Annotated in this window: 15 protein-coding genes and 1 other RNA gene; 9 read left to right on the top strand and 7 right to left on the bottom strand. The window is 49.8% G+C overall.

All coding sequences use genetic code 11. The features are described 5' to 3' along the window. The first annotated feature begins 86 nt into the window (after nucleotides 1-86). A complete protein-coding gene (locus tag GPK49_RS07075; protein ID WP_016406885.1) occupies nucleotides 87-1,262 on the top strand; it encodes an MFS transporter in 1,176 nt (391 codons plus the stop codon). Nucleotides 1,263-1,310: 48 nt separating this feature from the next. On the opposite strand, the gene GPK49_RS07070 is transcribed toward GPK49_RS07075, so the two are convergent. Further along, nucleotides 1,311-1,664, bottom strand: a complete 354-nt coding sequence (locus tag GPK49_RS07070) for a helix-turn-helix domain-containing protein (RefSeq protein ID WP_016406886.1) — start codon at nucleotides 1,662-1,664, stop codon at nucleotides 1,311-1,313. Nucleotides 1,665-1,801: 137 nt separating this feature from the next. Here GPK49_RS07070 and GPK49_RS07065 point away from each other — a divergent pair, with 137 nt between their 5' ends. After that, nucleotides 1,802-2,266, top strand: coding sequence for a DUF1273 domain-containing protein (locus GPK49_RS07065; RefSeq protein WP_215677135.1), 465 nt, complete (start codon nucleotides 1,802-1,804; stop codon nucleotides 2,264-2,266). A gap of 35 nt (nucleotides 2,267-2,301) precedes the next feature. Here the strand turns inward: GPK49_RS07065 and GPK49_RS07060 are convergent, their stop codons facing one another. The 3 genes from GPK49_RS07060 to GPK49_RS07050 form a co-directional block, all read right to left on the bottom strand. Then, nucleotides 2,302-3,501 (bottom strand): vWA domain-containing protein, encoded by a 1,200-nt coding sequence (locus GPK49_RS07060; RefSeq protein ID WP_215677133.1) that lies wholly within the window; start codon nucleotides 3,499-3,501, stop codon nucleotides 2,302-2,304. A gap of 15 nt (nucleotides 3,502-3,516) precedes the next feature. Further along, nucleotides 3,517-4,329 (bottom strand): AAA family ATPase, encoded by an 813-nt coding sequence (locus GPK49_RS07055; protein ID WP_118582543.1) that lies wholly within the window; start codon nucleotides 4,327-4,329, stop codon nucleotides 3,517-3,519. 334 nt (nucleotides 4,330-4,663) lie between these two features. Then, entirely contained in the window at nucleotides 4,664-4,924 is a 261-nt protein-coding gene (locus GPK49_RS07050; RefSeq protein WP_016406890.1) for an AbrB/MazE/SpoVT family DNA-binding domain-containing protein, read from the bottom strand. A gap of 204 nt (nucleotides 4,925-5,128) precedes the next feature. On the opposite strand from GPK49_RS07050, the gene GPK49_RS07045 reads away from it, so the two are divergent. The 5 genes from GPK49_RS07045 (at nucleotide 5,129) to ffs (ending at nucleotide 8,514) form a co-directional block, all read left to right on the top strand. After that, nucleotides 5,129-5,707 carry a nucleoside recognition protein gene (locus GPK49_RS07045; RefSeq protein WP_215677132.1) on the top strand — a complete coding sequence of 193 codons (579 nt, stop codon included), beginning with the start codon at nucleotides 5,129-5,131 and terminating at the stop codon, nucleotides 5,705-5,707. A gap of 1 nt (nucleotide 5,708) precedes the next feature. Beyond that, complete coding sequence (locus GPK49_RS07040) at nucleotides 5,709-6,236, top strand: nucleoside recognition domain-containing protein (protein ID WP_215677131.1); 528 nt, start codon at nucleotides 5,709-5,711, stop codon at nucleotides 6,234-6,236. A gap of 135 nt (nucleotides 6,237-6,371) precedes the next feature. Continuing rightward, nucleotides 6,372-7,694, top strand: a complete 1,323-nt coding sequence (locus GPK49_RS07035; protein WP_215677130.1) for an FG-GAP repeat domain-containing protein — start codon at nucleotides 6,372-6,374, stop codon at nucleotides 7,692-7,694. A 2-nt stretch (nucleotides 7,695-7,696) separates the two neighbouring features. Next, nucleotides 7,697-8,182, top strand: coding sequence for a tRNA adenosine(34) deaminase TadA (gene tadA, locus GPK49_RS07030; protein ID WP_215677129.1), 486 nt, complete (start codon nucleotides 7,697-7,699; stop codon nucleotides 8,180-8,182). Between the two features lie 68 nt (nucleotides 8,183-8,250). Continuing rightward, nucleotides 8,251-8,514, top strand: an RNA gene (gene ffs, locus GPK49_RS07025) — signal recognition particle sRNA large type. Nucleotides 8,515-8,606: 92 nt separating this feature from the next. Here ffs and GPK49_RS07020 read toward each other — a convergent pair. Genes GPK49_RS07020 through GPK49_RS07010 form a run of 3 tightly spaced genes read right to left on the bottom strand, consistent with a single transcriptional unit; the run spans nucleotide 8,607 to nucleotide 10,442 of the window. Next, nucleotides 8,607-9,419 (bottom strand): TlpA family protein disulfide reductase, encoded by an 813-nt coding sequence (locus GPK49_RS07020; RefSeq protein ID WP_215677128.1) that lies wholly within the window; start codon nucleotides 9,417-9,419, stop codon nucleotides 8,607-8,609. After that, a complete protein-coding gene (locus tag GPK49_RS07015) occupies nucleotides 9,416-10,300 on the bottom strand; it encodes a 4Fe-4S binding protein (protein ID WP_277118557.1) in 885 nt (294 codons plus the stop codon). Before GPK49_RS07015 ends, GPK49_RS07020 begins: the two co-directional genes overlap by 4 nt. After that, the gene (locus GPK49_RS07010; protein WP_215677127.1) at nucleotides 10,293-10,442 is read right to left on the bottom strand and encodes a CD1871A family CXXC motif-containing protein; all 150 of its coding nucleotides are present in this window, start codon (nucleotides 10,440-10,442) and stop codon (nucleotides 10,293-10,295) included. The genes GPK49_RS07015 and GPK49_RS07010 overlap by 8 nt, the downstream gene beginning before the upstream one ends. A 174-nt stretch (nucleotides 10,443-10,616) precedes the next feature. Between GPK49_RS07010 and GPK49_RS07005 the strand changes: the two genes are divergently transcribed. Both GPK49_RS07005 and GPK49_RS07000 read left to right on the top strand, forming a co-directional pair. Beyond that, complete coding sequence (locus tag GPK49_RS07005; protein WP_215677126.1) at nucleotides 10,617-11,294, top strand: response regulator transcription factor; 678 nt, start codon at nucleotides 10,617-10,619, stop codon at nucleotides 11,292-11,294. Further along, nucleotides 11,291-12,436 (top strand): ATP-binding protein, encoded by a 1,146-nt coding sequence (locus tag GPK49_RS07000; RefSeq protein ID WP_215677125.1) that lies wholly within the window; start codon nucleotides 11,291-11,293, stop codon nucleotides 12,434-12,436. Before GPK49_RS07005 ends, GPK49_RS07000 begins: the two co-directional genes overlap by 4 nt. The last annotated feature ends 1 nt before the right edge of the window (nucleotide 12,437 follow it).

The raw sequence follows: 12,437 nt of genomic DNA, 5'->3' as shown, positions 1-12,437 counted from the left end.
GCTGATATGCGTAAATCCGATTGTGATTACCATATTGGCAGCGCATTTTTTTATTTTAACGGAAAAAGGTAAAAGGAGGTATTTTTTTGCAGGAGGAAAAGCTTTTTCGGAAGGATTTTGTATTTATCATTATCATCAATTTTCTGGTATTTCTGAATCATCTGGCGATACTGGCGACGTTTCCGTTTTACATTGAGGCACTCGGCGGCTCGGAGGCGGTAGCAGGGATGGCGGTTGCGCTGTTCTGCGTGGTTTCGGTGGTCTGCCGTCCGTTTATTGGGTGGATGCTCGATAACGGGAAGCGGAAAATGATTCTGGCGGTGGGACTTTTGGGGATGCTTCTGATGCCGCTGGGGTATCTGTTTCTGCATACACTGGTGCTGGCATTTGTGTGCCGCATGGTGCATGGGGCGGCGTTGGCGTTTTCCAATACCTCGACCGCGACCATTGCGACAGACAGCGTGCCGCGCTCCCGTTTTGCGGAGGGCATGGGCATTTTCGGACTGGCAACGGCACTGGCAACGGCGGTTGCGCCTGCGATTGGCTTGGCATTGATGGAAAAATGCGGATTTTCCGTGCTATTTCTGTTCGGGAGCCTTTCGATTGCGCTTGCACTGGTGCTGTTTTTCCTGCTGAAAGCACCGAATATTGCGGTGGAGAAAAAGCCGCTGTCCTTAAAGGGGTTGTTTGATAAAAATGCGGTTCCTGCTTCTCTGACAGCGGTGGTTTTCATGTTTACCTATGGCGCACTGGAAAATTTTGCGGCAAAATTTGCGGCGGAAAAGGGCTTGCCGAGCGGCGGCTTATTCTTTGTGATTATGGCAGTGACGGTGCTGATTATGCGAATGACGGCAGGGAAGGTGACAGACCGCCATGGCGAGGGGATTTTTGCCTATAGCTGTAATATTGCGATGTTTGCGGCGTTTTTGCTTTTGGGGCTGTTTCCGAATACGGTGACGTATCTGTTGGCGGCAGTGCTTTCCGGCTTTGGCTTCGGCGGACTGGAGCCTGCATTGCAGTCCATGGCGGTGGCGATTGCACCACCCGAAAAGCGCGGCAGTGCAAACTCCACCTTCCTCTGCGCGTATGATATCGGCATCGGCATTGGCGGCGCGATTGCAGGGGGACTGATTTCCTCGTTTGGGTATGAGACGATGTTTACGGGGATGTCTGTGTTTAATCTGCTGTCGATTGTGATTTATGTGCTGATTGGGCGGAATCACCCGTCCTCTTTCTCTTACCGAAAGAGAATGGCAAGATAAGGCGAAAGCAGGCTTTCCAAACAAAAAAGAACCCTTTTGGGTTCTTTTTTAGTGCTGATTCAATTTTTTATTCTGCCGCAGTGCGCGCTTGGATGCTTTCAGAATTTCCGTTAGGATGCGAATTTCATATTCATCACAGTCCGCCACGGCGCTTTGGATTTCCTGTGCGAAAATTTCCTTGGAATGGATAACAGAATCGCAAAGCAGAGTATCCGCAGATACGGAAAGCGCATTTGCAATGGAAATCAGCATCGGCAGGCTCAGCTTTGTATTGGCATTTTCGATATTGCTCATGTGAGTAGGGGAAAGGTCTGCCTTTTCGGCTAATGCTTCCTGAGAAAGCTCGGCTTGGATGCGTGCGATTTTGATTCTTTTTCCGATTGCTTTGTAATCAAGCTCCATCAAGCAACCCTCCTCTGCATATTTTTCTACATTGTATCTTTTGTTAAGGTTCGTTATAATAAACTATATAGATATACTATTTATATAGTTTATAACTTGCGAAAATTTTATGCAGAGGAAAAAAGGTGGGGGATATCATGATTCGATGTACATTCGCAGGACATAGAGATATTTGTGGGGTGCAGGCGGAGGATATTACAGAGGTATTGGAAGAAATCATACAATATACGGAATCGCCGATAGAATGTTTTGTAGGCGGAATGGGGAAATTTGACAATTTGTGCGCGGCGGCAGTGCGATTGCTGAAAAGACAATACAGGGAAAAGGAAATATCTTTGATTCTTGTATTGCCGTATCTGCAAAAAAGAATCAATGTGAATTCGGCGTATTATGAAAGCATGTTTGATTTGGTGCTGATACCATCCATATTAGAGGGAGTGCATTATAAGCATGCGATTGTACTGCGAAATCGTTGGATGGTAGAGCAGGCGGATTATGTGATTGCGATGGTAGAGCGGAAGGAAGGCGGAGCTTACGCAACATTGCAGTATGCCAAAAAGAAAAAGAAGAAGATTATCAATTTAGCGGAACGCAAAAAATAACCCCTGTTGGATATCAAACAGGGGTAAAAATCAGTTTATCGGTTCACCATGAGTTTCTTTAATGCGTTGTTTAGGTCGTCCAAGGTCAGGCGATACATATCAAATTCATTTGCCAAAATATCGTAGGTTTTTGCCCACCAGCCGCCCCAATAGGGACGCTCGGAGGGGTTCAGCCAGACGATATGGGGGTATTTTTCCTTGAAGCGCTTGAGCCACTCAATACCGGGGGTGCGGTCGCGCGAGCCATAGCTATACCAGCTGCCCTCCATCAGCTCATAGGGGTCCATCTGGGCATCCCCAACGATGATGACCTTATATTCACTGCTGATATTTTGCAGAATCCATTCGGTCGGGATGGCAGAATTCGGGCGCATGCGAGGGTCCTTGAAGATTTTGGAATAGATGCAGTTATGGAAATAGAACACCTGCAAATCCTTGAAATGATTGGAATTACGCACTGCCTGAAACAGCGCGGAGCACATGCGGCTGTAATAATCCATAGAGCCGCCGCTGTCCATGAGAAGGAGCACCTTGACGGTATTTCTTCTGGGCTTATCATAGACTACCTTCAAATTGCCGGCATTGTCGCAGGTTTCCCGAATGGTGCCGTCCACATCAAATTCGGTTCTTGCCTCATCCGCACGGGCGGAAAATTGCCGCAGACGGCGGAAGGCCATCTGGAACTGACGGGTATCCAAGATATTATCCTCACGGAAATCACGGAATTTTCGCTCGCCTGCCACCTGAAAGGCACTGCGCTTCTGGCTTTTGCCGCCGACACGAATGCCCTTATCAATCTGTCCGTTATTGCCGAAGGGGGAAGCCCCCCTGGTGCCAATCCATTTTGAGCCGCCGTTATGCTGCTCGTGCTGCTCCTGCAAACGCTCCAGAAACATCTGCTGAATCTGCTGCTCGGAAAGACCGAGATTGCGTAAGAGATCCTCCTCGCTGAAGCTGCCGTCCAGCTCTTCTCTTGGCTTATTCAGCCAATCCAGAAGCTCCTTCGGCAGTTCATCGGTGGCACGCTCCATATCCTTGAAATATTCCAGAAAGGCACCGTCGAATTTATCAAAATCTGCCTCACTTTTGACCAGAATGGCACGGCAGAGATAATAAAACCCCGTAAAGGAGGAATGATGCAGACCCTTATCGAGTGCCTCAATGAGGGACATCCACTCGTTGAGGGAAACCTTCAGCCCTCTGGCACGAAGGAGATAGAAAAATGAAGTAAACATCAGTCACTCACCTACTTACTTCAAAAATTTACGCATGGTATCGATATCCTCGTTCTTTTTCAAGAGAACGCCTGCGAAGGGGACGGCTTCCTTGATTTTGGATGCAGGCACGCCGCCAAGCTCCAAGGCACGAATCCAATCGATGACCTCAGAGGTACTGGGCTTTTTCTGGATATTATACAGGCCGCGAATCCAATAGAATGTGGCAAGCACCTGCTTCAGCACGTTTTCCTCCACATGGTCGAAATGCACCTTGATGATTTCCTCCATCTGCTCTGCATCGGGAAATTCAATATAATGGAAGATGCAGCGGCGCAGGAAGGCATCGGGCAGCTCCTTTTCTGCATTGGAGGTGATAATCACGATGGGGCGCTGCTTTGCTTTAACGGTTTCCTTTGTTTCGGGGATATAAAATTCCATTTTATCCAATTCCCAAAGCAGGTCGTTGGGGAATTCCAAATCGGCTTTATCGATTTCGTCAATCAGCAAAATGACCTGCTCGTCGCTGTGGAACGCTTCGCCAAGCTTGCCCAGCTTGACATATTTGCCGATATCATCCACGCCCTCATTGCCGAACTGGGAATCATACAGACGCTGCACAACGTCATACACATAGAGACCATCCTGCGCCTTTGTGGTGGATTTGATATTCCAGATGATGAGCTTTTTGCCAAGAGCCTGCGAAATTGCTTCGGCAAGCATGGTTTTGCCGGTACCCGGCTCGCCCTTGATGAGCAGGGGCTTTTGCAGGGCGATGGCAATATTTACAGAACGCATCAGCTCTTCGCTGGCTACATAATTTTTACTTCCTTCAAATGTGAGATTCATTTTTGGTTCACGCCTTTCTTCAATTTAGTTTGCATACGAAATATCTGAGATATGACTATTGTAGGGGGTGGAGGGGGGCTTGTCAATAAAAAAAGGACAACATTTTTAGGTGTGTCCCAATAAGAAAACATGAAGAAAATGAAATAGCTGAAAGACTGCGGATACAAGAAAGTTTTCCGCAGGCATCCTTTGACTTAGGCTGTCAAGGGGAACTGACGCAGTAGACGTAGCTTTCAGCATTTCAGAATGCAAGGTTTCTTATCTGGGCTCACCTTTCAATGCTGCCCTTTGTGGTGTCAAATTTTGATGGAATAGCTGAATATAAAGCGGAGACTTATTTCACATCCAGACCGGCAATTCTTGCCATTTCCAAAATAGAGGCCTTGGAAACCTTTTTGCCCTTATAATCAATTAAATCATCCATACTGCCTGTGAAGATATCGGCAGGTTCGTATTTTTGCAGGATAATGGTGTTTTCATCAACAAAGATTTCCAGAGAATCCTTGATTTCGATTCCCATGTTGCGGCGAAGCTCGATGGGCAGAACAACTCTTCCCAATTCATCCACTTTTCTTACGATACCTGTTGATTTCATATTGTTCGCTTCCCCCTAAAATTTATTACTGTTTGTTTTTTGCCGGAATATTTATTAAATCTTAACATAAAAAAGAACAATTTTCAACAAAAATCACATTTTTTGAAGAAGATTCGGAGTTTTTTACTGCAATTTTTATGAGGGGAAAAAAGGTTCATGAGAGAAAGGAAGCAAACATAAACTAACGAGAGGGGGGAGGCGGAAATGTTAAACGGCATTTGGGGCTTTTTTTTGATTGGCGGAATTCTGACGGGCGCGTTTCTGGGCAGAATGGATATGGTGACGGGGGCTATTTTAAGCGGCGGACGCTCTGCGGTGGAGCTGGCGCTTGCCATGGCAGGGGTAATTTCGGTTTGGTCGGGGGTGCTGAAGATTGCGGAGCGGGGCGGCATGATTGACCGGCTTGCCGCAAGGCTGACACCGCTGATGGATTTTCTCTTTCCCTCCGTGCCGCGGCTGCATCCTGCAAGAAAATATATCGCAACGAATTTTGTGGCGAATTTTCTGGGGCTTGGATGGGCGGCAACACCTGCCGGACTGATGGCGATGAAGGAGCTGCAAAGGCTGAACCGAGAGGAAAAGGGACGGGCATCGGCGGCAATGTGTATGTTTCTGACGGTGAACATGACCTCCCTGCAGCTGGTCACGATGAATATTCTGGCGTACCGCATGGAATACGGCTCGCAGAATCCGGCGGAGATTATCGGGGTGGGGATTGCGGCAACGATGCTTACGACACTGGTTGGTACGCTTGCGGCGAAGGCATTGGAGGGGAGGGGATAGCGTGGGGATACTGCTGATGATATCCGATCTGCTGATTCCTGTTACGGTGCTGTGCATTGTGGTATTCGGGTGCTTGCAGCGAATGGATATTTATGAGGTGTTTCTGGAGGGGGCGAAGGAGGGTCTGCAGACGGTTCTGGATATTTTGCCGACCCTAATCGGTCTGATGATGGCGGTGGAGGTGATGCGCGCAGGGGGGCTCTTGGACATTCTGGTGCGGCTGATTCGTCCGGCGGCAGAGGCAGTCGGCTTTCCGGCAGAGCTGGCACCGTTAAGTCTGGTGCGGCTGGTTTCCTCCTCCGCGGCAACCGGACTTCTGACCGACCTTTTTGCGAAGTATGGCCCGGATTCCTTTCTGGGCAGAACGGCCTCTGTCATGATGAGCTGCACGGAAACGGTGTTTTATACGATGAGCCTGTATTTTCTTTCTGTCGGGATTCGGAAAACGAGATATACGCTGCCCTGCGCCCTTCTGGCAAACCTTGTCGGCATCTTTGCGGCCGTGGCACTGGTGCGGCTTGTTTTTTGAGGTTGGATAGGGTATAATCGTAGCATATACTTACAAAGGAAGCACTTGTTTTTATCATTCTGGAAAACGAAGGAAACCGAAAAGAGCGGCTGAAAGCGGCGTTTCGGACGGTTCTTTTTTGAGAGAGGGAATACTATGAAGAAATGGATGACGATTCTGGCAAGTCTGCTTCTGCTCAGCGGCTGCGGCGCAAAGGAGGATACCTTTAGTCTCAGTGCTGCCGAGCAGGAGGCGTATGAGGAATCCATCGACAAGGTGACAGAGGATTTTTATTGGGAATATGACCACAGCAGCCTGAGTTTTGGGGCGGCAGTTGTGCCGGAGGCGACGGAGGAAAATGAACGGCTGTTTGATGCCTCCTCCGCCTGCGAATATAACCTGAAGGGAAAGGCAGGACAGGATGCCGTACTGGCGCAGGCGGCGCTGCTGCACTATAACGGCGATGCGGCAGGGACACTGCAATGCTGGTTTGTAGGCGGCTCTCTGGCAGGGGTGGCCTACAGCGGTGGCTATGATAACGGCTATTACAGCCTGAAGGAGCGCAACCCGTTTCTGGCGGACGGCGGCTTTCGGGCGTATGAAAGCTGGACAGGGATGCCGACCTCCTTCCGCATGGGCAGAGGGGAATTTTCCGCAGAGGGGATTTACTCTGTCGGGCAGGATGCGAAGGGACGGCGGCTGGCGGTTTCCATTCGTGGCGGCAAGGCAGAGGTCTACCGCTATTCCAACGGGCTGAGCCGTTACCGCAGCTTTTCCTATGGGCGCGGCTTAGAGGCGACCTCGGCGGCGTTTTTAAAGGAGGATGACGCAAGACTGGCGGTTCTGGTTTCCAGTATTGAGGAAAGCGGCGAGGGCGAAAGCGAAAAGACCTATACGCGCGCGGAACGGGTGATGCTTTACGATTCCAGACTGAACGTGGCAGGGGAAATCCCTCTGGAGGGGGAGCTTTGCACTGCACTGGGCGCGGAGAACGGCAGGCTGTATCTTTTTATTGATAAAAATATGGAGATTTATGAGGAAAAGGACGGCAGCTGGCAGAATACCGGCACAAGAAAGCTGCGCCATCAGGTGACGCAGTGCCACATCACGGATTTGGATGGGGACGGTGTAAAGGAATATATTCTGACGGACGGGATGGATTTGTATGTTTACCATGCGGTGAATGACAGCTTCCGTAAGCTTTGGAGTACGCATGTGGGCGTGGAAAACTTCTATGGCCCGCTTATGAGCGGCGACCTGAATGGGGACGGCGTGCAGGAAATTTATGCCTGCGATACCACGGCTACCACGATTCGATATATCCTGACGGAAAAAGGACTGAAAACCGCGAATGAGGATATCCAGTACGGACAGTGCATCTATCCCTGCGATTTTGACGGAAACGGCAGGGAGGACTACTGGTTCGTTGCGGATAATGAGGACAGAAGGGGACAGCTCTATCTGGCTGCGGAGGAATAAAAATGACGGAATCCGAGAAATATATGACAGAAGCACTGGCGGAGGCGGAGAAGGCGCTTGCGGCAGGCGAGGTGCCGATTGGCGCGGTGATGGTGCGAAACGGCGAGATTATCGCAAGAGGGCATAACCTGCGCAATACCGACAAAAATCCTCTGCGCCACGCGGAGATTGACGTGATTGATGCGGCGGCGAAAGTCGTGGGGGATTGGCGGCTGGAGGATTGTGTGCTTTATGTTACCGTAGAGCCTTGCCCGATGTGCGCGGGGGCAATCGTGCAGGCACGCATCCCAAGGGTGGTTTTCGGGACAAGAAACAGCAAGGCAGGCTGCGCCGGCTCTGTGCTGGATGTGCTGAATGAACCAAGGCTCAACCATCAGGTGGCAGTGGAGGAGGGCGTTTTGCAGCCCCAATGCAGCGAGATTATGAAGCGATTTTTTAAGCGTTTTCGTAAAAATGCCAATGCAGCGCCATTGACAGAAAACCAATGAGCGTGTATAATAACATAGTTATATCAGTGAAATTCTCCTGTGGCTTCGGCTTGGGAGTGATGATATTTCCGCACTAGCCGGGGTGGTAGCGGTGCCCTGTACTCACAATCCGCTATAGTGAGGGTGATGCTCGCTTTCGACGCAGGGCTTGATGGTCTGCCCTTTGAAAGCGGTGTTGAAGTTTGGGTCTTACGCAACATGAGCCTGTGAATCGTGTCAGGGTCGGAAGGCAGCAGCACTAAGCAGTCTACTTGTGTGTGTAGTAAGGGTGCCTGAATGGAGCCGTGGAAGAAGGTAACGCGTGGGGCGCTGTGGCAACAGCGGGTGTGCGGACCTTATTTATTTTTGAAACAATCAAAACAGCAAAAAAAGCAGGGCTGTGGCTTTCGCCGACAACACCTGCTTTTTCTTTTATGCTTTTTTCTTATTTTGCTAAAATTTCATCAATTTGCTTCTGCACACTTGCCATGGTCTTTTCGTTATCCAGACCGCCCACGATGACATCACCTACAATATTGCCTTCGCTGTCAATGAGAACAGAGGTGGGGAAGGTCATTACAGAAAGTGCCAGCTTACCTGCCTCGCTATCGGAATCGAAATAGATGTTCTGATAGGATGCACCCTGCTTTTTCATAATTTCCTTTGCGGCAGCAATGGTATCCTCGTTTTCATCCAGAGTTTCCACGTTGATGCCGACAACGGCACCGCCCTTTTCCTGTAGGGAATCATGCAGCTTTTGCAGGGCAGGCAGCTCCCCAACGCAAGGACTGCAGCCGTTGAACCAGAAATTTACCAGAGTTACGCTATTGTTGGTAAACAGGCTTTCATCTACGGCATTGCCGTCAAAGTCCTTGCCGGTAAAGGCGGGAAAGCTCTTTGCGCTGTCCAGAGAGGTGCCTGTGGGGTTGCTGTCCTCCTGCGGCAAAGCGGCAAGCTGCTCTTCCAGAGCCTTGATTTTTTTGACATCCTCACTCAGGGTCTTGAAATCCTCGCTGCTCAGCTGATCCTTTATATTTTCCAGTGCCATTTTCAGAAAATCGGCATAATCGCCTGTTTGAGAGCCGACAGTGTCCTTATCTACCGCATTAAAAGCGAGATCCCATAAATCCTGATGCTCTGCGATGATTTCATTTTCCTGCTGAATCAGTTCCTCCGCGCTTTGCTTTGCCTTGCCGCAGGCAGTGAAGCCGAGGACGAAAATAAGAGAGACTGCGAAAAGTAAAATTCTTTTTTTCATTTTGTTTCCTCCGTTTTCTGTTTTTTACATCCGTATTGATAGTGAATTGCTTGTGTGGGACAGGCTGTGATGCAGGCACCGCAGCGGATACATTCGTTATGATTCGGTGTCTGAGGAACAGCAACGTCCATTTTGCACACCCTGCCGCATTTGCCGCAGGAGATACATTTGTTTTGATCCACCTGAAGTTGCAAAAGGGAAATGCGGTTAAACCATGCGTAAAACGCACCCAAGGGGCAAATCCATTTGCAGAAGGGGCGATAGAACAGTATGCTTAGGATAATCACAGCCGCAAGCACACAGCTTTTCCATGCAAACAGCGAGCCGAGGGCGGAGCGGATGCTCGTGCTGGCGAGGGAGAGCGGAATGGCACCCTCCAACACCCCCTGCGGACAAAGATATTTGCAGAAGAAGGGGTTTCCCATGCCGACTACGTTTACCACAAGCGCAGGCAGAAGAAAAACCATAACAACCAAAATGAGATATTTCAGATAGCGAAGACCACTGAGTTTTTTGGTTGAAAATTTCTTTGTCGGGATTTTATGCAGCAGGTCCTGAAACCAACCGAACGGGCAGAGAAAGCCGCAGACAAATCTTCCCAGCAGAACGCCGATGAAAATCAACATTCCCGTGATATAATAGGAAAACTTGAACTTTGAGGAGCCGACCACTGCCTGCATGGCCCCGATGGGACAAGCACCCGCTGCCCCCGGGCAGGAATAGCAATTCAGACCGGGTACGCAGACCTGCTTGGTGCTGCCCTGAAAGATGGTGCCTTTCAGGAAATTTGGCAGATGGAGGTTGCTCAAAAGCGTTGCCAAAAGCTGAATACCTCCTCGTATTCTTGCCAGAAGATAGGATTTTATTTGTTTTTTAGCCAATGCCGACACACTCCAGACATAATTTGATTGCTTTAGAGAGCACAACAGCTGCCTCTCCGCGATATGCGCCGTAGCCCATCATGCCGATGCCGAGTGCAAGAGCGACAAGCTGAAAAACCGGCGTTGCGAGTTCTTTTTTCATGGATTTCTTCCTTTCGTTCAAGGGGGGACTGTTTCGTTTTTATTTTTTTGATGAAACCAGTATACAACATCCGAAATAAAATCTCTGTTAAGAAAAATCTTAATTTTTATTTTATTTCTTTATGGTATACTAAAAAAGGAAAAAAGTGAAGGAAATCGGAAAGGAGGCAGAGCCATGAAGCTTTTGGTGGTTGAGGATGAGCGGATGCTTTGCGATACCATCGCCAAAAGCCTGCACCATGCAGGCTATGAGGTGGATTGCTGCTATGACGGGGCAGAGGCGTTGGAGCGGCTTTTGATAGAGCAGTATGACTTGATTGTGCTGGATTTGCATTTGCCGGGGATGGACGGCATGGAGGTTTTGGAGCGGCTGCGCCAAACGGATGCGGAAACAAAGGTGCTGATTTTATCCGCACGCAGTCAGGTTGCGGATAAGGTTGCGGGCCTGGATGCAGGGGCGAACGATTATCTGGAAAAGCCCTTTCATTTGCAGGAGCTGGCGGCAAGGGTGCGCAGCCTGACACGCAGGCAGTTCATTCAGCAAAGCACAGCCTTGGTTTGCGGCGGCATTTCCTTTGATACCCGCACCAGAGAGACCCTTGTAAATGGGAAGCAGATTCGTCTGACCAGAAAGGAAAAGGGGATTCTGGAATATCTGCTTTTGCATCAGGGCAGACCAATCAGCCAGGAGGAGCTGATGGAGCATGTCTGGGACGGCAGTGTGGATGCCTTCAGCAATTCCATTCGGGTGCATATTTCTGCGCTGCGAAAGAAGCTGAAGGCAGAGCTGAACTATGACCCGATTACAAACAAGGTCGGGGAAGGATATCGGATAGGGGGAGAGCGGAAATGAAGCGACTTTCTTTACAATGGAGACTGACGCTGATGACGGCGGTGCTGATTGCCGCTACCTGTATTTTTTTGAATCTGGCACTTTCCAGAGCAGGCATGTTTTATATGGATAAGCTGGGGCAGGCCATCTTCCATCAGACACCGACGGCGGATTTTATGATTTCCATTCCTGACGCGGATGTGGAGCAGCTTCCTCCCGATTTTGAAATACAAATCAACGATACCAAGAAAATTTTTACGCTCAGCAGCTGGCTGATTACCCTTCTGATTACGCTGGTGAGCGGCTGTATTACTTATTTTGTGAGCGGCTATGCCCTTAGACCGCTCAGAAGCTTTTCCGACAGAATTGCGCAAATTCAAGTGGAGAATTTAACGCAATATCAATCGGAGGAGCAGCAGATTCCCGAATTTCAGGCACTCAGCCATTCCTTTGAGGCCATGGTGCGGCGGCTTTCGGATGCGTTTTCTTCCTTGCAGGAGTTTAACGGCAATGCGGCGCATGAATTCCGCACACCCTTGGCAATGATGCAGGCGCAGCTGGAATTATACGAGGAAATGCCGCACCCCGACATGGACGCAGAAACGGCGGAGCTGCTTGCCATGCTGAAGGAGCAGACGGAGCGGCTTTCAAAATTGGTGAAAACGCTTCTGGAAATGAGCGAAATGAACACGATTGAACGGGCGGAGGCGGTAGAGCTGACGGCACTGATTGAGGAGGTGCTGGCAGACCTTTCCCCTATGGCAGAGAAGCGGCAGATTTCACTTTTGCAGGAAGCGACGGGAGAGGTGCTTTTGCAGGGAAGTGATATTCTGCTGTATCGTCTGCTGTTTAATCTGGTGGAAAATGCCATTCGCTACAACAAAGAGGGCGGAGCGGTGCGCGTTTCGGCAGAGGAACGGGCGGATACGGTGGAGATTCTGGTGCAGGATACGGGAAGCGGGATTCCCGAAGCAGACAGAGAAACCGTTTTTCAACCGTTCTTCCGTGTGGATAAATCGCGTAGTCGGGCGTATGGCGGCGTAGGGCTGGGACTGACGCTGGTGCGGAAGATTGTGGAGCTGCACGGCGGCACAATCCGCATTGCAAAAAGCGATGCACAGGGGACAACCTTTGCTGTCACCCTGCCTGTGCATGCGGCGTAAG

The sequence above is a fragment of the Clostridium sp. MCC345 genome, from assembly GCF_018785345.1.
GTDB lineage: Bacteria > Bacillota > Clostridia > Lachnospirales > Anaerotignaceae > Anaerotignum_A > Anaerotignum_A faecicola.
This window is presented reverse-complemented; position numbering and strand designations above follow the sequence as displayed.

What these genes read in the sequence shown, in the direction of transcription:
- GPK49_RS07020 (WP_215677128.1), bottom strand. Translation starts at nt 9,419, where the DNA reads ATGAAAAAAAGAATTTTACTTTTCGCAGTCTCTCTTATTTTCGTCCTC.
- GPK49_RS07050 (WP_016406890.1), bottom strand. Translation starts at nt 4,924, where the DNA reads ATGAAATCAACAGGTATCGTAAGAAAAGTGGATGAATTGGGAAGAGTT.
- GPK49_RS07065 (WP_215677135.1), top strand. Translation starts at nt 1,802, where the DNA reads ATGATTCGATGTACATTCGCAGGACATAGAGATATTTGTGGGGTGCAG.
- GPK49_RS07005 (WP_215677126.1), top strand. Translation starts at nt 10,617, where the DNA reads ATGAAGCTTTTGGTGGTTGAGGATGAGCGGATGCTTTGCGATACCATC.
- GPK49_RS07010 (WP_215677127.1), bottom strand. Translation starts at nt 10,442, where the DNA reads ATGAAAAAAGAACTCGCAACGCCGGTTTTTCAGCTTGTCGCTCTTGCA.
- GPK49_RS07035 (WP_215677130.1), top strand. Translation starts at nt 6,372, where the DNA reads ATGAAGAAATGGATGACGATTCTGGCAAGTCTGCTTCTGCTCAGCGGC.
- tadA (WP_215677129.1), top strand. Translation starts at nt 7,697, where the DNA reads ATGACGGAATCCGAGAAATATATGACAGAAGCACTGGCGGAGGCGGAG.
- GPK49_RS07000 (WP_215677125.1), top strand. Translation starts at nt 11,291, where the DNA reads ATGAAGCGACTTTCTTTACAATGGAGACTGACGCTGATGACGGCGGTG.
- GPK49_RS07045 (WP_215677132.1), top strand. Translation starts at nt 5,129, where the DNA reads ATGTTAAACGGCATTTGGGGCTTTTTTTTGATTGGCGGAATTCTGACG.
- GPK49_RS07070 (WP_016406886.1), bottom strand. Translation starts at nt 1,664, where the DNA reads ATGGAGCTTGATTACAAAGCAATCGGAAAAAGAATCAAAATCGCACGC.
- GPK49_RS07055 (WP_118582543.1), bottom strand. Translation starts at nt 4,329, where the DNA reads ATGAATCTCACATTTGAAGGAAGTAAAAATTATGTAGCCAGCGAAGAG.
- GPK49_RS07060 (WP_215677133.1), bottom strand. Translation starts at nt 3,501, where the DNA reads ATGTTTACTTCATTTTTCTATCTCCTTCGTGCCAGAGGGCTGAAGGTT.